Below are 18,637 nucleotides of genomic sequence, written 5' to 3'. Positions count from 1 at the left end.
GTCACGAGCGGGCCTCCGGACGGTAGGGGTCGGTGCGGAACCAGGCGCGGGCCGCCCACAGCGACACGTAGACGAGACCGACGAGTACGGGCACTTCGATGAGCGGACCCACGACACCGGCGAGGGCCTGCCCGCTCGCTGCCCCGAACGTGCCGATCGCGACGGCGATGGCGAGTTCGAAGTTGTTGCCCGCCGCGGTGAACGCGAGCGTCGTCGAGCGGGCATAGCCGAGGCCGATGCCCTTGCCGAGCAGGAGTCCGGCGAACCACATGAGGGCGAAGTAGACCAGCAGCGGCAGCGCGATCCGGGCGACGTCGAGCGGGTTCTCGATGATCGCATCACCCTGGAGCGCGAAGAGGAGGACGATCGTGAACAGCAGCCCGCAGAGCGCCCAGGGGCCGATCACGGGGAGGAACTTCTCCTCGTACCAGACTCGCCCCTTGCGCTTTTCGCCGATGTACCGGGAGGCGAAGCCCGCGACGAGCGGCACGCCGAGGAACACGAGCACGTTCAGGGCGATCTGCCACACCGACACCTCGAGCCCCTGCGTGTCGAGGCCGAGCCAGCCGGGCAGGACGGCGAGGTAGAACCAGCCGAGCACCGAGAACATCACGACCTGGAACACGGAGTTGATCGCCACGAGCACGGCCGTCGCCTCCCTGTCGCCGCAGGCGAGGTCGTTCCAGATCACAACCATCGCGATGCAGCGCGCGAGCCCCACGATGATCAGGCCGGTGCGGTACTCGGGCAGGTCGGGCAGGAAGATCCAGGCTAGGGCGAACATCACCGCGGGCCCGGCGATCCAGTTCAGCAGCAGCGAGGAGACGAGGAGCCGCTTGTCGCCGGTGACCGCGGCGACTCTGTCGTAACGCACCTTCGCGAGCACCGGGTACATCATCACCAGCAGGCCCAGCCCGATCGGCACCGAGATGCCACCGACCTCCAGCCGCCCCAGCACCTCCGAGACCGCGGGGACGAACCGGCCGAGGAGCAGGCCGGCGACCATCGCCAGGCCGATCCACGCCGGCAGCCACTTGTCGAGGGTGGACAGGCGCGCGGGCACGGTTCTCGTCATCGTCTCAGCGGTCATGCCAGCAGCTCCTCGATCTTGCCGGCGATCACCGAACGCGGATGCGCGCCGGTGAGCACGTTCACGCGCTCACCGCCCCGATAGAAGCCCAAGGTCGGGATCGACGTGACCCCAGCCGCGGTCACCGTTTCGGGGTTCGCGTCGGCATCGAGCTTGACGATCTTCACCCGGCCGTCGTACTCGCCGGCGAGGTCGTCGAGGATCGGGGCGATCTGCTTGCACGGCCCGCACCAGGCCGCCCAGATATCGACCACCACGGGAAGATCGGACTGGATCACCTCGGCCTCGAACGTGGCATCGGTCACCGTGATCGTCGCGCTCATGCGGACACCTCCAGAAGTTCAGAATCACGTGCCTCGTCAGGGAGCCCGGCGAGGAAGTGCTGCGCGTCGAGGGCGGCAGCGCACCCGGTCCCGGCGGCGGTGATTGCCTGACGGTAGCGGCGATCCACAAGATCCCCCGCAGCGAACACGCCGGTCAGATTCGTCGCCGTCGACGGATGCGCGACCTGCACATATCCGTCCTCGTCGAGGTCGACCTGGCCGGTCAGCAGCTCCGAGCGCGGATCGTGCCCGATCGCAACGAACACCCCCGTCACGGGCAGCATCCGCTCCGCCCCCGTGAGAGTGTCGCGCAGCCGGAGACCCTCGACGTTGGTCTCGCCGAGGATGCCTGCGACCTCACTGTGCCAGACGACCTCGATCTTCGGATCCGCGAGCACGCGCTCGGCCATGATCTTCGACGCCCGGAACACGTCGCGACGGTGCACGATCGTGACCTTCGACGCGAACCGGGTCAGGAACAAGGCTTCTTCCATCGCCGAGTCACCGCCGCCGATCACGGCGATCTCCTGGTCGCGGAAGAAGAACCCGTCACAGGTCGCGCACCACGACAGGCCATGTCCCGAAAGCCGCTCCTCTTCAGGCAGCCCGAGCTTGCGGTAGGCGGAGCCGGTGGTGAGGATCACGCTGCGCGCCTGGAACACCTCGCCCGCACCGGTCTCGATCGTTTTGACGGGGCGGGTGAGGTCGAGGCGGGTCGCGTCATCGAGGAGGACGCGGGCACCGAAGCGCTCCGCCTGCGCACGCATCGCCTCCATCAGCTCCGGCCCCTGCACCCCGTCTGTGAAGCCGGGGAAGTTCTCCACCTCGGTCGTCGTCATCAACGAACCACCCGCCGTCACCGATCCCGCGATCACCACCGGGGAAAGCCCCGCCCGTGCCGCGTACACCGCGGCCGTATACCCCGCCGGACCAGACCCGACGATCACTACCTGTTGCATCGACATGCTTCTATATTCACATCCATCGAACCAGGCTGCAAGTGTAACCGTCATTCACCGCGGAGTGTTTGCCTGGAGTTCACCTTGCCGCAGCAGGGAGCAACTGGTCGATCGGACCGGCCTTGATAGCGGTTTGACCGGTGGCGGTGTAGCGCAGGGCTCCCTCGACGCTGATGCCGAAGAGGTCGCAGATACGTCTGATGTCGCCGCCGGTCTGCTCGACTTCGTAGAGAATCCGGTCGGTGCGGAGTGCTTGGGCGGTGACGCCGGCTTTCTTCCAGGGGAAGTTCCGGCTGGGCGGTGAGAGCCTGGGCGCGGTCTGGACGGTGACGAGCAGGTAGGGGTTCTTCGTTTCCGGCCAGCGTTTGGCTCGGTGGTCGAGCCACGCGCTCAGGCGGACGCGGACAGGTTTCGCGAGTGGGATGTCACGGCCGTCGGGCATCCGCAGTCGCCCGTCGATGATGTCGGTGAGGTGGATGTGCTGGACCTGCTGCGTGGTCAGGGCGTGGAACGCGACGAGCGATACGGCCATGGCGACCGCGGGATCGGGGTTGACCAGGGCGTCGCGGATCGCGGTGGGTTCCATCGGCAACGGCATGTTGCGCCTGGGGCTGCGCAGCGGGATCGCTTTGGTGGGGTCGATGAAGATCTGCTTGCGGCCACGCAGGATCGTGAACAGAGTGCGAAAGCCGAGCAACATGGTGTGGCGGCGCGACGGGTCGTCAGGAAGCGCGGCGAGGATGTCGTCGGTGCTGATTCCGACCAGGCTCGTGCGCCCGTCTTCGACCCAGCGGGTGATCGCGGGAAGGATGCCATACATCTGACCCTTGACCGTCATCGTGTCGCGAGGCTGTCGGCGCGGCGGGGTCTTGGAGCCGTCGACCATGATGTCGCGCCAGAGCTCGAGCTGGGATCGCATCGGCTCGGGCAGGGCATGGGTCTTGCGTTCGAAGAGCTTGGTGAATGAGGGAACCCGGTCATCGATGAGCAGGCCGGAATCTTCGAGGACCTCGATGGTCGAGCGGATGTTGCTGCCGTCGTCGTAGCTGCGCATCGTGAGGATATCGGAGGCGCGAAAGCGCAGGTTCGCGCCGGGGAACACGAGCTGCAGGACCTTCAGAGTGCGCCGGACCTGGTTGGTCTGCCGCTTGCTCCACGCGTACTCGCGGGCTCGGGCGTAGAGGAAGTGATCGGTGCGCGAGGTGATGTCACGTAGTTGGATCTCGTTGGAGCGCTGCCGCAGCCGCACGGGATCGGGGTCGAGATAGAACAGCACCGGCTGGTAACTGGTCGGAATCGGCGGCGGCGTGTTGATGACCCGGATCGCTTCGCTGATGCTCATCGCCATCGGCAGGTGGAGTTCCGCGGGCTGACGAACGTCGTTCATTGAGGCGAAGAAGAGCTGCTGCCCGTAGTTGCGAGCCGCGTCGAGGTCGAGCGGTTCACCGGGCCTTTGGTGATAGCGGGCGGTTTCCAGGCAGAGCCGACAGTACCCTTGCTCGCCGACAGTGACCTCACAGTGGCAGGAGACGCATTCGCCCTGCGGGTAGTGCGTGAACCACCAACGACACTTCCAGCAGCGCCAGTTGAGCCCGCGGTAGACGCCCCAGGCGAGGCAGTCGCGGCAGGAGTCGACGTAGCCGGGGCTGCCGGGATGACACGGAGCGCAGAGCCCTTGGCTGTAATACTTGGTCGATCCGCACTTGGTGCAGGACGGCGGCGTGAACGGCCCGCCGGGGACGCAGTCGTAGCAGAAGTCGATGCGGGGTGTGAGCCACGCGGCCGGCTTCACCCCGCAGCTCGTGCAGGGTAGCGGCGGACTCAGAGGTCCGTGCGGGCCGCGTGCCGGGCTCATAGCGGCGGGGCTGGCCGGTCGTTCTTCGGGCCGAACCGGGGCGCGACGACGTTCGAGCTCCCGTTGGCTTCTTCCCGTCGGCGGGCGCTGGGCTTGCGAGCCCGGACCTTCTCGGGTTCAGGTACGAGGAGATCGGTCGGCTCGCAGCCGAGGACGTGGCAGATGACGTCGAGGTCGTCCAACCGGATCGTGGTCGGGGTGCCCGTCCACAGCCCCGACATCTTGCCCTGACTGATCTCCAGCCCAGCGTCGGCGAGCATCCGCCGCAGCTCCGCTGACTTCCAGATGCCGCGCTCGGCAGCCTGGACTCGCAGATTCCATTTCATTGCGCGGTCATCCCTTCGAATCGGTGTTCCAGTCGCCGGTTCGCCTGCATCCACGACTGCTCGACGTGCTCGCCCGGGACGTGGATGTACTGCGTCGTGGTCGAGAGCCACTGGTAGCCCAGCAGCTCTTGCAGAGCCTTCAAATCCATGCCCGCCAGATATAGCGATGATGCGCAGTAGTGCCGGAGCACGTGCGGCGTCATCCGTCCGTCGGCCCAGGCGGGAAGGAATCGCTCAGTGGCTCGGGCGAGGCCTCGTCGGAGCACGTCGTCGCTGGCCCGCCAGGAACGGCCGAGCTCATGGTCGAACCGTTCGGAGGGGATCATCGGGGCATCCGGGTTGTCCCAATCGGGGCCGAAGCGGTGTCGTACATCGCCGAGCCACCAGTCGATGAGCTTGTCTGTGCCGTTGATCGCAGGCACGAGACGTTGCTTCGACCCGCGTCCGCGTGAACCCTTCCCGAACCGGACATGCAGCTTGCCCAGCGCCCCGAGATCGGGTCGCCAATCACGGATGTCGAGCTTCGTGCTCTCGGTGATGCGCACCCCGACCCGCCGCCAGAGCGACGCAGCGAAGTAGTTCCTCGCGGCGGGCAGATAGCGTCGTTCGTCCTGGAGGGAGGCCGCCCAGCCGCCGAAGAGCCGATCGATCTCCGTATCGGACGGCGGCACCCTGACCTTGCCCAGCGACGCCCCGGACTGCCGGTTGTACTCGGCGACGGGCTGCTCGATCACCCACTCGGTCAGCGCGTTGATGTCGCTCTGGTAGCGGGCAATGACGAAGTCGTAGAACTGCGCGATCGCTCCGGCCTTGTTCGCTCGGGTCGTGACCGCCAGCCCTGCCCGTCGCAGCCCGGCCAGGAACATATCCGCATCGGAAGGCCTCGCCTGCCACAGCGGAGCATCAAGGTGATGCAGGAACTCGAACACGACCGCTCTGGACTGCGCGATATAGCCATCGCTGAGCCCGGCAGCGGCCATCGCGAGAGCGTACTGGTCGATGATCTCCTGCTCGAAGTCCGCAACATCCTCCATGGACCGCCACCCGCGGGCCGTCCCGATGCTCCGCACCGCCGCGAGCTTCATCGCCCCGCAGCTTCAGGAATCGTGACCATGCTTCAAGAATACTGCAAAACTGTCAGGAATCATGATGGGTCGTCAGGATTCTTGAACAGGGGTGAGGGCCTTGCTGGTCCGGGCGAGGCACACCTAGTAAGCGTTAAGCATCGTCAGGAAGATGCGGGTCTAGAGACAGATTCCCAGCGCACGAAGCATCAGGTCTGAGGGTTCTGCTTGCCTCGCGCGTTGCGCTGGAACCCCGTTTACGAACAGACAGCATCCTCACATGCGCTGTGAGAGGACCCCTGTCTACCGCTGCTGGTACACGTCCGGGATCCCGTCGCCGTCTTCGTCGATGGCGTCTTCCTGCGCGATGCGGCGGTAGCGACGGTTGCGGGTGCTCAGCAGGATCGATGCGATGAGAGCCGCGAGTACGGAGGCGAGAAGGATCGCGACTTTCGCGTGGTCGTGGTGCGGGTCGGTGGCGGAGAAGCTGAGCTCGGTAACGAGCAGCGAGACGGTGAACCCGATTCCGGCGAGGAGTCCGACCCCGATGAGGTCTACCCATTTCAGGGCGGGGTCGAGGTTGATGCCCCGGATTCGGGTGGTGAGCCAGGTGACGGCGACAATGCCCACAGGTTTTCCGGCCACGAGTGCGACCACGATCCCGATCGTGACGGGATCGGCGAGCGCGGAGAGGAAACCATCGACACCACCGAGGGCGACGCCTGCGGAGAAGAACGCGAAGACGGGGACCGCGACCCCCGCCGAGAGGGGACGGAACCGATGCTCGAAGACCTCTGCGAGGCCAGGTTCGGTGTCTGGTGTGTGGTCGCGGCGACGGTGAAGGACGGGAATGGTGAATCCGAGGAGGACACCCGCGATCGTTGCGTGAATGCCGGAGGCGTGCACGAATGCCCAAGCGATTACGCCGATGGGCAGGAGGACGAGCCAGGCTGCGGCGGGCTTGAGGTGGAAGAACTGCCGGTACCGCTGGGCGAGGACCGCATAGACGGCAATGACGAGCAGGCCCAGCAGCAGCGGGACGATCTGGATGCTGTCGGTGTAGAACACCGCGATGATCGTGATCGCGATGAGGTCGTCGACCACGGCGAGGGTGAGGAGGAAGATGCGCAGCGGACTGGGCAGGTGTGAGCCGATGAGGGCGAGAACGGCGACAGCGAACGCGATATCTGTTGCGGTCGGGATCGCCCAACCGCGCAGCAACTCCGGGCTCTGTGCCACGATCGCGACATAGACGAGTGCGGGCACGACGACGCCACCGGCGGCAGCAGCGACCGGGACGATCGCGGTGGAGAATCGGCGGAGGTCTCCGGCGACGAACTCTCGTTTGAGTTCGAGGCCGACGAGGAAGAAGAAGATTGCGAGCAGTCCGTCGGCCGCCCATGCGCCAAGGCTGAGCTTCAGATGCCAAGGCTCGTACCCGATCTCGAAGTCCCGCAACGCGAAGTAGCCCTCTGCCCAGGGCGAGTTCGCCCACACGATGCCGACGACAGCGAAGACCACGAGCAGCACACCGCCCACGGTTTCCTTGCGGAGCAAGGCTCCGATGCGCACGGCTTCGGCATAGGAGCCTCGGTTCGGGAACAGCGAACGCCGAGGCGTGGGGTGGGCAGGACGAGAAGTCATAGGCAGATCCGATCAGGAGTCGACAAACAGTGAAATGTCGACCAGACTTCCCGACGCGCCAATCCCTATTCTACTGTGCGGCGTTATAGATATGCCCGGTTCGCGGCTCGACGAATGCTCTCGTTCCTGATGTCGCCCCAGTCAAGAACAGCAGCTCCAGCGAGGCCCTCGAGCTGCGAAGACCATTCAACTGCTCTGTCGGACAGCAGCTTCTGATCGTCGAGGTTGGAGATGTTCACGAACACGACATCGATATCTCGTCCACTCCGGAGCTCAAGCTGCGCGTGCAGCCGTGTCGCTAGCGTCCACGCCACATGGTCGATGCTCGCCGAGCAGGATGACTGGACTGTGTACGCCACCAGTAAATGGCGTACCGTCCGGCGAACCCGGCACACATCGAACATCGCTGCGGTTGCTTGCTTCAGTCGCTTGCGGGCTGACCGCTTGTCGCCGGTAGTGCGCAGATCGCACACCCACACGAGGGTGCGGGGATTTTCCACTTCTCGCGTCGCGCATGGCGCCGAAATATGAAGCGGGTCGCCCAAGAAAACGACAGTCCCAGTCACCTCCGCGTGCCGCCTACCGCAACTCGCACGATTTCGGCGACCGCAACGCCAAGCCCGTCCTCTGTCCACATCCGCTCCGCGACACTATGCACGGCGGTCTGACGGCCAACGGCGTCCGCGATCGCCGCACGAACGTTCTGCGAAGAGAGACGATCTCGGTGTAAGGGCTTGCCGGTAAGACCGGACCGTTGCAGCGTCCTCGCCCAAAAGGGTTGGTCGCCGAGAAAGGGAACGAGAACCGACGGCGTCCCTGCCCGTGATGCTGCGTGGACAGTTCCCGCGCCGCCGTGATGAATCGCGACCGACGCTTCCGGCAGCACCAGGTGGTGTGGAACCGACGACACGGTCAAGAGATCTCGCCCAACACATCGCCGAGGCGGCTCAAGACCACCCCACCCAGTTGCAAGCAGTACCCGTAATCCTGCTTTCCGCGCCCCCTCGATGATCGCTTCCGCCCGCGATGCGGGGTCGCCACCCCGCATCGACCCGAACCCGGCGTATGCGAACGGCGCAGGAGCGGACAGGAACTCCGAAACCTCGGCGTCCAAGACTTCACCCGGATGAGGTTGGCGTGGCCAGTCGCCAGTCATATTGGCTTTTGCGGGCCAGTCCAGGGGACGAGCCAGTAGAGATGGGCTCACCGCGATAAGCGATCCCGCAGACGGTGATACCCGCTGAGAGCGGGCAAACCCGAGGCGTTGCCGAGCGGCACGGATATCAGTGGCGAACATGCGTTCACCTAAGGCAGGGATACGGTAGCTCAGCCGGTTGAGGACCGGTCCGTACGAGCGGCGAAGGACGCCAGCAGCAGGAAACTCGGCTGTGGCTGTCAGCACCGGTGCCAACTCGACCGTGAGGTACGGAATGCGAAGACGCTCTGCCACGATCGGCACAGTGAGCAACTTGGGGTGAGAAACGATCACATCGGGCTGCCATGCGGTCGCCTCGTCCACCACGCGACTCAGGATCTTGCTCATCGCCGGAACAATGTGCTCGCGATAGGCACGCATCGCTCCGACCTCAGAAACAGCGAGGGCGAGGGCAGAAAAGCTCACCCCAAGGCTGACATGATCAGGGCCGTACTCAGCGTCCGGGTCGTCTGGCACGCATATTCGGACAGCATGCCCGGCCCCTCGCAGAGCAGACGCGAGCGACACGAACGGTTCAACGTCACCACGGCTACCAGCCGTTAGCAACAGCACCCGCAACTGCGAGTCCAGGACTCGCCGCCCGATCACTGTCGCGGCTCGCCGCTTGAAGAACCTGCACAACAAGGCAGCGAGAACTGGCCAAGTAATCGGATACTCGCGCCCTGCACGATCAAAATGTGAAGCATGGTGTCCTCCGGTCGCAACTGCCAACCGGATACGGTCGGCGTCAATGTCGACCAGACTTCCCGACGCACCAGGGATCACTTTACCCGAAGGATGCGCATCTCCTGCGATCGGGCGACAACGGCGACTAGAGACTTTGAGCAGCCGCTGTCTGTTCTCCCCACGCGCCCCGCGTGACCCAGCGTTCGCTTCTTGCGGCGCAGCCTCGCGACGAGCACACAGGCTCACCTGTCGCTCAACAGGCACAACGAGCAAGGGAGCAGGAGCAATGGACACGATCAACGAGCTGGCAGCGGATGAGCGCATCGCGAGGATCATCCTCGCCATCGCCTCCGAACCCGGAGACACCGTCACAGGTCGGATGATCCGCACCGTCGGCGCTACCGAAACCGTCGCGCGAGCGATCGGAGCGGGAGTTCCGGTGGGGCCGGATGGTGATACCTGGCAGCGGCGTCTCGCACCACGTATCGACGCCGCACACACCGGGCGAGTCATCGCGGCTGCGGAGCGTCATGGGATGCGGGTGCTGATCCCTGGCGATGCGCATTGGCCGTCCGGGATCGACGCCCTCGGTGATCGTGCACCGTTCGCACTGTGGGCGAGAGGTGACACCGAGCTGCTGACGGAACCCGTCTGGGAACGGCTCACCGTCACTGGGGCGCGAGCCTCGACCGGGTATGGGGAGCACGTCACGGCTGAGTTGGTGCGGTCCGCGGTGGACGAGGGGCATCGGGTGTTCTCCGGTGGTGCGTACGGGATCGATGGTGCCGCGCACCGTGCCGCACTCGCAGCCGGAGGCCCCTCGGTTGCGGTGCTGGCTGGCGGGCTTGACCGGCTCTACCCGGCCGGGCACACCGATCTCCTCACCCGCATCAGCAAGCAAGGTCTCTTGTTGTCGGAGGTGCCGCCGGGGTCGGCGCCGACGAAGTGGCGGTTCCTGCAACGCGGCCGCCTCCTCGCCGCCCTCTCCGGAACCGTCGTAATCGCGGAGGCGGGCTACCGGTCGGGCACCCTCCATACCGCCGCCCGCGCGGTCGAGCTCGGCCGGCCTGTAGGTGCGGTGCCGGGGCCGGTGACGAGTGCGACTTCGGCGGGGTGTCACCGGCTCCTGCGCGATGGCCTTGCCACGGTGATCACCGGGTACGACGACGTGCGCGAACTGCTGCACATGGTTCGTGACGGGGTGCATCGTCGGCTGCGTGAGCGGGCGGGGCTCGAGAACGATCCCCTTGAAGCTAACCCGCCTGGTGCCCGGCGGGAGGGGCCGAGTCGGGGGTTGTGATGGTGGTGGTGCACCTGGTGTGAAGGCGACCGGATTCCCGGGTCGCTGTTGGCAAACGTCAGGAGGCCTCTCGTGTCAGGATCACTCACCCCATCCCCGGTCACCGGGTCACCGCCACCGGCCAGGCTCAGGAGGTGGTTGTCCGCGCTCATCGCGCTGCTGGTGATCGCCGGTTCCTTCGCGCTGGGCACGCAGCCCGCGCACGCCGGCAGCGAAGGCGTCGGCTATTGGTCCGGTGGCGCGTTCCTGGGCGCGTACAACACCGATGTGGACGGCCGTCAGGCGTACTGCGCGGACCTCGACGCCGCCGCCCCCTACGGCAACACCTCGGGTCCGGAGCGGATCACGTCGCTGGATTCCCTGTCGCGGCAGCAGCTCGCGGAACTGAACTACGTCCTGGACCGGTGGGGGCAGTCTAGTGATCCGAACATCACCGCCGCCGTCGCGCTGCATGTCTGGTCGGTCACGAGCGCGGGCACCTACAACTCGCACGGCATGTCCGGTGACGACTACTACGTTGCCCGCGCGCCTGCGTCGGAGCGGGGCACGATTCTCGCGAACCTCGCCACGATGCGGCAGGAAGCCGCCGTGAACGCGGTCACCGACCCCACGATGTCTCTGTCGCTGGCGATGGCGGATCAGTACGCCGGGACCCTCACCGTCGCCACCCACCCCGCAGGCCTCGCCGGCACCGCGACCCTGACGGATGCGGTGTTCGCGGACGGTTCTTCGTCGCGGGCGATCGGTGCGGGTGCGCATCCGATCACGGGCACCCCCGCCGACGGGGTTCCGTCGTACCAGGTGGGTGCGTCGATGAGCATCGACGCTGCCGGGTACGGGGCCGCCCTGGGCCTGTATGTCACGCCGGGTGGTGGGAAGCAGCGTCTGATCGCCGCCGTCGCGGGTTCCTCGACCGGGCTGTCGGCGTCGGCGGAGTCGCCGGTGATCGAGCTGGATTTCCAGCCGGAGATCACCACCGAGGTCGCTTCCCGTTTCGTTGCTGAGGGTGATGCGTTCGTGGACGGGCTTACGGTGTCGGTGTCGAAGGGCACCTGGATTCACCTGGATGGTGCACCTGTTGAGGTGACCGCGACCGGCACCCTGTACGGGCCGTTCGATGAGCAACCCGCCGAAGCCGACAGCCCGCCCGTCGGAGCACCTATCGCGGGCACGGAGACCGTGACGCTCACCGGTGCCGGTTCCTACACCTCGCCTGGCACGATCATCGCTCCGGAGTCGGGGTTCTACACCTGGGTGTGGGCGATCGATAAGGATGCCCACGGAGATCACGCGAAGTACCTCACCGATTCCTTCACCGACCGCTTCGGACAGGTCACAGAGACGTCGGTGGTGCCGTTCCAGCCCGTCGCACTGTCGGAGGCGGATCAGCGTCTCGCTGTCCCCGGCGACGCGCTCACGGACACCATCACCGTGTCCAGCTCGAACGGCGCCTGGTTGAAGAAGGACGGCGCACCGATTCCGGTGATGTTAGAAGGCACCGCCTACCAAGTCCCCGGCACCCTACCCCCGACCCAGGACGCGGAGATCGATGCGGCTGCTGTGCCGCTGGGCACGGTCACCGTCACCGCTGACGGGCCTGGCGTCTACACGTCGCCGTCGGTGGTCGCACCGACAGGCGGGTTTGTGACCTGGGTGTGGGAGGTGCGGAAGTCGTCGCAGCCGGAGTGGGTGCGCGACTACCTCGCCGCCGACTGGCAGGACGACTATGGCATCAACGTGGAGACGACCTCGGTCAGGTGGCCTGTCACGGTGACCTCGTTGATGCGGGAGTACAACGTGCACCCCGGCGGGCGTGCCTTCGATGTGGTGACGGTGTCGGGGTTCCCGGCGAACCATGGTGATTTCGCTGGTGACGGGTACTGGGGTGCGGATGTCGATGAGCTCCGTCACACCGTCTACGGCCCCTTCACCACCGATGCGGAACTCACTGACGATCTCGATCTCACCACCGCCCCGGTACTGACCGAGCTGTCGACGCCGGCGCGGAACGGGGTCTACAAGCTCGGGTACACGGATGTAGACCAGATCGTGCCGACGGAGCCCGGCTTCTACGTCCTCGTGACGATGTTCGCGGGTGATGATCGGGTGCAGCCGTACCAGTCGTCGCCGGCGGATGTGCTGGAACGCTTCTACGTCCCACCCACCGGCACCGAGGTGCCGGTGTCGGTGATCACGCAGGCGACCCCGGAAGCATTCGTCGGTGAGCCGTTCTCGGATACGGCGCTCGTGCAGGGCACGAAGATTCCCGACGGCGCGTATCTGGTGTTCCGCGCGTACGGGCCGCACCCGGCCGAGACCGGCCCGGTGTGTGAGGTGCCGTTCTTCGAGAGCGACGAGATTCCTGTCACTCAGGCCGGTGTCTACCGCTCCGGCACTACGAGCGTCGATACGGCGGGGAGCGTGTACTGGATCGAAACGTTCTACGACATCGACGGCAACGTGCTCGCTGAGGGCGAGTGCGGGGCACCCGGTGAGACGACGGTCGTCAAGGAGCAGCCGGAAGAGCTGATCGTGAAGACGAACGCGGTCCCGACCGTCACGCTCGGTGATCCGGCGCATGATGCCGCGACTGTCACCGGCACCGTCCCCGACGGCGCGCAGCTCCGGTTCGAGGCGTACCGGCAGGATGGCGACACCGCCGCCTGCACCGCGGAAGAACTCGTCTTCACCTCGGTGGTGATCGAGTTGGACGGGCCGGGTGAGTATCGCTCCGACGAGGTGATCTTCGACCGGACGGGCGTCTACTACTGGGTGGAGACAGTCACCGACGCTGAGGGCATGATCCTGCACCGTGGCGTCTGCGGCGCACCGGACGAAACCACCACCGTCACCGAGTCGCCGGAGAAGCCCGGGAAGCCGGGTACGCCGGGTGAGCTCGCGCACACCGGTGGTGGTGACTGGTGGCCGCTCGGCCTCGCCGGGGGGCTGATCGCTGCGGCGACGGGTGGGGGGCTGCTGTTCGGGCGTCGCCTCGCGATCGCCCGCGAACGCAACGGCCATGTCCGTGAAGAGGACCTGACGTTCGAGGAGTTCAAGACCCAGTTCGAGGAAGCAAAGGAGGACTAACGAAGCTGCTGATCTGCTGGCACCCCCAACACGGCAGGTCAGCACGGGAGGGCACGAACCACCCCCAGGTTCGTGCCCTCCCACTTTTCCGCGCCCGGGACTCTTCAGGCGCACCTGCATGGCGACACCACTGCACCCGTTTGGAAGGACTCTCTGTGACGCCGAAGCCGCGCTACCGCCGCACCCACCCTGACCACCAGCCGCCGAAATCGCAGAAGACGCCGACACCTGAACCGGGCGGCCCGGTGACGGTGCCGGTCGTGGAGTTCACCATCGACGGCGACGGGGCGATGACAGTCACGGTGAATGGGGTTCCTTATCTGCCGGAGCCGTTCGCGCCTGCATGGCGGCGCGAGTCGTTCCCGGCGATCCTCGACACCCTCACCGCCCGTGACCGGACGCCGCTGCGGGTCCAGGTGCGGGAGGCAGACGGGTCGACGTTCACCGACATCATCACCCCACCCCGCGAACGACCCGCACCGACACCGTGGGAAACTCCAACCAGGGCAACCGTCGCTCCGCCGGCATTCAGCGCGGCCCCGCCGGTGCTGCATCAGGTGGTGGGGTCGGGATTCGTGCCGGGTGAGGATGTCGCCGTTGCGATCATCCACGCTCATACAGATGCCAGCGGTGACGGCACCGCCCGCGCACTGCTCACTGCGGAGCAGGCGGCTGTAGCGGTGGTGGGTGAAGTGATCCTCCTTGGCCGCGTCTCCGGCACCCTCACCATCGGCAGAATCCAATGAGCACCCCCAGGCAAGGTGGGGCACTCGGGGACGAGCTGGCGAACCTCGGCATCATCGCCCTCATCACCGCCGCAGCCCTCGCGGTCATCCTCCGTGTTGCGGGGACTATCGCCGCCTGGGTTACCAGGGTCGATCAGCCGACGGGTGGGATCGAAGCTGGCCTCGGCGTGCTCCTGCATCCGGATGATCCGGGAGCCGCGCTCGGCGCCGAAGAGCTCAACGCCGTCGTCTACTGGATCGTCGCAGGCGCCTTGATCATCGCGGTCGGGGCGGCGGGCTGGTGGGTCTGGCGGACGCTCCGGGAACAGGCCCGGCGCACGAAGGTCGACCCGTACCGGATCGCTGGAATCGCCACCCGCACCGACGTGACCACAGCTACATCAGAGAGGTCACTGCTGCGTCGCGCCGGACAGCTCCGCCCGTCAATCCAGAACCCGACGGTCGGAGACGTGGGCTATCTCCTTGGTGCGTCTCGGGGTGTGAATGTGTGGGCGAGCGTGGAGGACTCGATCCTGCTGATCGGGCCACCCCGCTCGGGAAAGGGCCTGCACGTGGTGATCAACGCGATCCTCGATGCCCCCGGCTCGGTCGTTACCACTTCCACCCGCCCCGACAACCTCACCGCCACCCTCACAGCCCGCGGCACCGACGACCGCCCCGTGGCCGTGTTCGACCCGCAGCACCTCGCCGAAGGCGTCCCCGCAGGACTCCGCTGGTCGCCGATCCGAGGGTGCGAGGACCCGTTGACCGCGATGATCCGCGCCACCGGCCTCGCCGCCGGCACCGGCCTATCCGCCGGAGGTGTCGAAGGCGGGGACTTCTGGGAAGGGAAAACCCGCACCGCACTCCAAGCTCTCCTACATGCTGCGGCGTTGGATCACCGTTCTCCGGCCGAGTTGTTCCGGTGGACACTCGACCCGGTGGCAGCATCGGATGCGGTCGCGATCCTCACCGCGAACACGAACGCCGCAACCGGGTGGGCGGACTCCTTGCAGGCCATGATCGACGCAGACCCGAGAACCCGCGACTCCATCTGGCAAGGCGTCTCGCTGTCGTTGGCGGCACTCGCTGACCCGCGTGTGCTCGACGCGGTCAGTCCCGGCCCGGATGAGCGCTTCGATCCCGAAGAGTTCCTCCGCAAGCGCGGCACCGTGTACCTCCTCGCGACGGGTGCGGGGGCGAACAACAGCGCCGCACTGGTGTCCGCGTTCGTAGAAGACCTCGTCGAAGCCGCCCGACGCCTCGCCGCCAGATCACCCGCCGCACGCCTCGACCCACCCCTCTTGCTCGCTTTGGATGAGATCGGGAACCTTGCCCCGTTGCCGTCCTTGCCGACGCTGATGGCGGAAGGCGGCGGCACGGGAATCACGACGATGCCGGTGTTACAGTCCCTCGCCCAGGCACGAGAGAAGTGGTCGGACAACGCAGCCGGCGCGATCTGGGACGCGTCGATTGTGAAGATCATCCTCGGCGGCGCCTCCAACTCCCGCGATCTTCAAGACCTCACCACACTCATCGGGGAGCGTGACGAGATCACCGACTCCACCACGGTCGGAGACCACGGTTCCCGCACCGCGCAACGCTCCATCCGAAGAGTGCCGATCATGCCGCCCGACGTGATCCGCACCCTCCCATTCGGCACCAGCCTCATCTTGCTGCGCGCCGCACCACCGATCATCGCGCGCTTGCATGCGTGGACTTCCCGACGAGACGCTGCCGACCTTCAGTCGCATCGTTCGGAGATTGAGCAGTTGCTGCAACAGCGCCCATGACCCGGTCAACAGCGGTAAATGGATGTGCACCTGTCAGGTGAGCGGCGACGACGTGTCGTTGCACGATCTGACAGGAGTAATCGGATGGCCATTCAGACGCAGCAGTCCATCTCGGGGTTCATCGCCACGCAGCCGCAGCTGACCGTGAGCGAACACGGGATCTCACGGTTGCACGCCCGCATTGGGGTTGAGCATTCTCGAAAGGAGCCAAATGGGTCGTTCACCCAACTCGACCCGACATTCCATGACCTCGCGATCTTCCGCAAGACGGCAGAGGAAGCCGCGGCACGGTTCAGGAAAGGTGACCGGTTCGTCGCTTCCGGTCGCGTCCACGAGTACAGCTACGACAAGGACGGAGAAACAGTAACCGCAGAGGAGTTCATCGCCTCGCGCATCGGCCACGACCTCGCCCGCACTCGCTACGAGGTCGATCGGTCACCCCGTCGTGAAGCCATCTCGCACGAACCTGACGCGCTCGCTGACACGGCGGTCGCGTCTGCCGCCTCACCGCAGCCCAAGGCAGCATCGCGAGCGAGTCTCTGAGACGGGGCGCGCGATGGATGAGAACACGGTTGGGCCGGAGGAGCTCGACGAAGACGACTTCGAGGCAGAGTTCGAGGGGCCGCTGTTGGTCGAGCCTCCGCACCCCATCAACTGGAACCTGCTGGGCCCGGAAGACCTTGAAGCGGAATGGCTAGAGCTCAACCGCTGGGTGCACTGGCTGCGGCGAACCTATGGACTCCCCGCTTCCGTCATTCCTCCGTTCTGGCATCACCACCCCGAACTGCTGTGGGAGCTCTCCGCACTCCACCTGCACTGGCTCTGCTCATACGACTCAGAAAAGAGCGGGTCAGCACCGTTCGCATGGCATCGAGACTTCGCCGACGCACGCCTCCGGCTTCGTGACTGGGTCGCGGGAATCGGCACACGCCTCGACCGCGACCGCCCCACCAGGCAGACTGCTTGGCCGGGCGAACCGCCGGCTCCATCCGTCGATGACACCGTGATCGAGGACCGGGAGACCGAGTTCGTCGAGTTCGTCTACGCCGAAGTCGCGAAGCGACGGGAAGAGGAAGACGCCTTCTACCGGTCGCTCGATCCCCGGACGGGGGAAGTTTCATGACCGACACCTCCCTGGCAGGCCTCACCTCGCCGCTGCTCCACAGTCGAGATGTCGCAACCTATCTGAAGGTGTCAGAGTCCACCCTGTCCCGGTGGCGGTCGGCGGGAACGGGGCCACCGTTCATCCGAATGAGTGGCATCGCCAGGTACCGGCTCGAAGCCGTCGATGCTTGGCTGGCAGAGCTGGAACACGACCATGCCACGCAAGGGTGAGCCGTTCCCCAAGGCTGCACCGAAGCCAGTGCCACCGGTCGGGGTGAAGATCTCTACCGACATGGAGCGCCGCTCCTACGGCATCCGCGCCCGAGCCCGCTGGACCGACCCGATCACCAAACGACGAGTCATCCGCACCGAGATCGTCCCCGACGAAGCCGCAGCCCACAGCTTCTTCGACCAACTGCGGAACTCGTCAGTCAAAGGCATGGATACGGCAATGACGCTGACGGAGTTCGTCACCTCCATCGGAGAGCGGTGGGCGCGCGGGCTCGACCCGACATCGACGGGCGAAACCTACGGATTCGGATTGAAGCTACGGGTGCTACCCGCACTCGGTCATCTGCCCGTCACACAGATCACCGCTGGCATCATCGACCGCACCATCGACGGGTGGGAGCAACGCTACGGTGCCTCCACGATCAAGAACTCCATCGCCCCACTCGTGCGAGTGCTCGACGAGGCGGTGCGTGACGGGCTGATCACGATCAACCCTGCGAAGAATCGTGCCAAGCGCAGCCTCAACCGGAACGCGTTCAGGAACCAGTCTGCCGAGCAAGCGTCACCGCGGGCGCACGCGATCCCGGATATGAAGACGCTCAACAAGCTCGCGAAAGCCTGCGGGAAGGTCGGCCAGCCCTACAGCGACTTCGTCATGCTCGCAGCACTCCTCGCCGCACGCTCCTCCGAAGTGTCGGGGCTTCAGGTCGGGGATGTCCGATTCGACAAGAACCTCGTCGTGATCTCCCGACAGGTATTCCCCGGCAAAGGCGGTCTCATCACCAAACCAACCAAGAGCCGGAAGGAACGGCGCGTGCCGATCCTCGAACCCCTCCGCCCCGTACTCGAACGACTCACCACCGGCAAGGAGCCCGAAGACCCGCTCCTCGTCGGCCCGAAGGGTGGCTATCTCACCACCGCGACGGTGCGCGACGCCACGGACTGGGACGCGATCGTTGCGAAGCTCGGACTGCCCGACCTCACTCGTCATGGGCTCCGGCACACCGGAGCGACCTGGATGGCCGACGCGGGCGTTCCGCTCCATGTGCTTCAAGAGATCCTCGGGCACGCCTCGATGGAAACCACCCGGGGGTACTTGCACCCCGATGATCGACATCTTGCCTCGGCTGCCGAGCAGGCCAACGCGTTCCTCTCACCCTCCGGGCAGAAGCGTCACAGCTCACGCACCAATCCGTCCACGCGAGGGCTCTGATGACCGGAGAACGGAGCGCGAAAACGGCCTCGAAGCGCTTC

The 18,637-nt window shown here is 65.9% G+C and carries 17 protein-coding genes; 8 read left to right on the top strand and 9 right to left on the bottom strand.

What is annotated here, in order from left to right; translation table 11 throughout:
- Position 1 precedes the first annotated feature (1 nt).
- The 9 genes from arsB to FM113_RS18170 all read right to left on the bottom strand — a co-directional run bounded on the left by arsB (position 2) and on the right by FM113_RS18170 (position 9,467).
- Positions 2-1,090, bottom strand: coding sequence for an ACR3 family arsenite efflux transporter (gene arsB, locus FM113_RS11010; protein ID WP_176387185.1), 1,089 nt, complete (start codon positions 1,088-1,090; stop codon positions 2-4).
- Positions 1,087-1,413 (bottom strand): thioredoxin, encoded by a 327-nt coding sequence (gene trxA, locus FM113_RS11005; RefSeq protein ID WP_087014616.1) that lies wholly within the window; start codon positions 1,411-1,413, stop codon positions 1,087-1,089. Before trxA ends, arsB begins: the two co-directional genes overlap by 4 nt.
- Complete coding sequence (gene trxB, locus FM113_RS11000) at positions 1,410-2,378, bottom strand: thioredoxin-disulfide reductase (RefSeq protein WP_087014614.1); 969 nt, start codon at positions 2,376-2,378, stop codon at positions 1,410-1,412. The genes trxA and trxB overlap by 4 nt, the downstream gene beginning before the upstream one ends.
- 73 nt (positions 2,379-2,451) lie before the next feature.
- Entirely contained in the window at positions 2,452-4,164 is a 1,713-nt protein-coding gene (locus FM113_RS10995) for a hypothetical protein (RefSeq protein WP_176387184.1), read from the bottom strand.
- Between the two features lie 59 nt (positions 4,165-4,223).
- A complete protein-coding gene (locus FM113_RS10990; protein WP_087014612.1) occupies positions 4,224-4,553 on the bottom strand; it encodes a helix-turn-helix transcriptional regulator in 330 nt (109 codons plus the stop codon).
- A complete protein-coding gene (locus FM113_RS10985; protein WP_087014611.1) occupies positions 4,550-5,638 on the bottom strand; it encodes a tyrosine-type recombinase/integrase in 1,089 nt (362 codons plus the stop codon). Before FM113_RS10985 ends, FM113_RS10990 begins: the two co-directional genes overlap by 4 nt.
- Positions 5,639-5,920: 282 nt before the next feature.
- Positions 5,921-7,261, bottom strand: a complete 1,341-nt coding sequence (nhaA, locus tag FM113_RS10980; RefSeq protein ID WP_087014609.1) for a Na+/H+ antiporter NhaA — start codon at positions 7,259-7,261, stop codon at positions 5,921-5,923.
- An 83-nt stretch (positions 7,262-7,344) separates the two neighbouring features.
- Positions 7,345-7,734, bottom strand: coding sequence for a hypothetical protein (locus FM113_RS10975; RefSeq protein WP_140393345.1), 390 nt, complete (start codon positions 7,732-7,734; stop codon positions 7,345-7,347).
- A gap of 89 nt (positions 7,735-7,823) precedes the next feature.
- The gene (locus tag FM113_RS18170) at positions 7,824-9,467 is read right to left on the bottom strand and encodes a glycosyltransferase (protein WP_254908974.1); all 1,644 of its coding nucleotides are present in this window, start codon (positions 9,465-9,467) and stop codon (positions 7,824-7,826) included.
- Here FM113_RS18170 and dprA point away from each other — a divergent pair.
- The 8 genes from dprA (at position 9,430) to FM113_RS10930 (ending at position 18,596) form a co-directional block, all read left to right on the top strand.
- The gene (dprA, locus tag FM113_RS10965) at positions 9,430-10,443 is read left to right on the top strand and encodes a DNA-processing protein DprA (RefSeq protein WP_176387182.1); all 1,014 of its coding nucleotides are present in this window, start codon (positions 9,430-9,432) and stop codon (positions 10,441-10,443) included. The two genes, FM113_RS18170 and dprA, sit on opposite strands and share 38 nt — an antisense overlap.
- A 138-nt stretch (positions 10,444-10,581) precedes the next feature.
- Positions 10,582-13,530 (top strand): hypothetical protein, encoded by a 2,949-nt coding sequence (locus tag FM113_RS10960; protein WP_087014603.1) that lies wholly within the window; start codon positions 10,582-10,584, stop codon positions 13,528-13,530.
- 155 nt (positions 13,531-13,685) lie between these two features.
- A complete protein-coding gene (locus FM113_RS10955; protein ID WP_254908973.1) occupies positions 13,686-14,276 on the top strand; it encodes a hypothetical protein in 591 nt (196 codons plus the stop codon).
- Positions 14,273-16,048 carry a type IV secretory system conjugative DNA transfer family protein gene (locus FM113_RS10950; RefSeq protein WP_087014601.1) on the top strand — a complete coding sequence of 592 codons (1,776 nt, stop codon included), beginning with the start codon at positions 14,273-14,275 and terminating at the stop codon, positions 16,046-16,048. Before FM113_RS10955 ends, FM113_RS10950 begins: the two co-directional genes overlap by 4 nt.
- An 84-nt stretch (positions 16,049-16,132) precedes the next feature.
- Entirely contained in the window at positions 16,133-16,591 is a 459-nt protein-coding gene (locus tag FM113_RS10945; protein WP_087014599.1) for a single-stranded DNA-binding protein, read from the top strand.
- 13 nt (positions 16,592-16,604) lie between these two features.
- On the top strand, positions 16,605-17,171 hold the full coding sequence (locus tag FM113_RS10940) for a hypothetical protein (protein ID WP_087014597.1): 567 nt from the start codon (positions 16,605-16,607) through the stop codon (positions 17,169-17,171).
- Positions 17,168-17,383, top strand: a complete 216-nt coding sequence (locus tag FM113_RS10935; protein WP_087014595.1) for an AlpA family transcriptional regulator — start codon at positions 17,168-17,170, stop codon at positions 17,381-17,383. Before FM113_RS10940 ends, FM113_RS10935 begins: the two co-directional genes overlap by 4 nt.
- On the top strand, positions 17,367-18,596 hold the full coding sequence (locus FM113_RS10930) for a site-specific integrase (protein WP_087014593.1): 1,230 nt from the start codon (positions 17,367-17,369) through the stop codon (positions 18,594-18,596). The genes FM113_RS10935 and FM113_RS10930 overlap by 17 nt, the downstream gene beginning before the upstream one ends.
- The last annotated feature ends 41 nt before the right edge of the window (positions 18,597-18,637 follow it).

It is taken from the genome of Leucobacter sp. 7(1) (assembly GCF_900163635.1).
In the GTDB taxonomy this organism is placed as follows: Bacteria; Actinomycetota; Actinomycetes; order Actinomycetales; family Microbacteriaceae; genus Leucobacter.
Note: the sequence above shows the minus strand (reverse complement) of the source record. Positions and strands in the feature narration are given on the sequence as shown.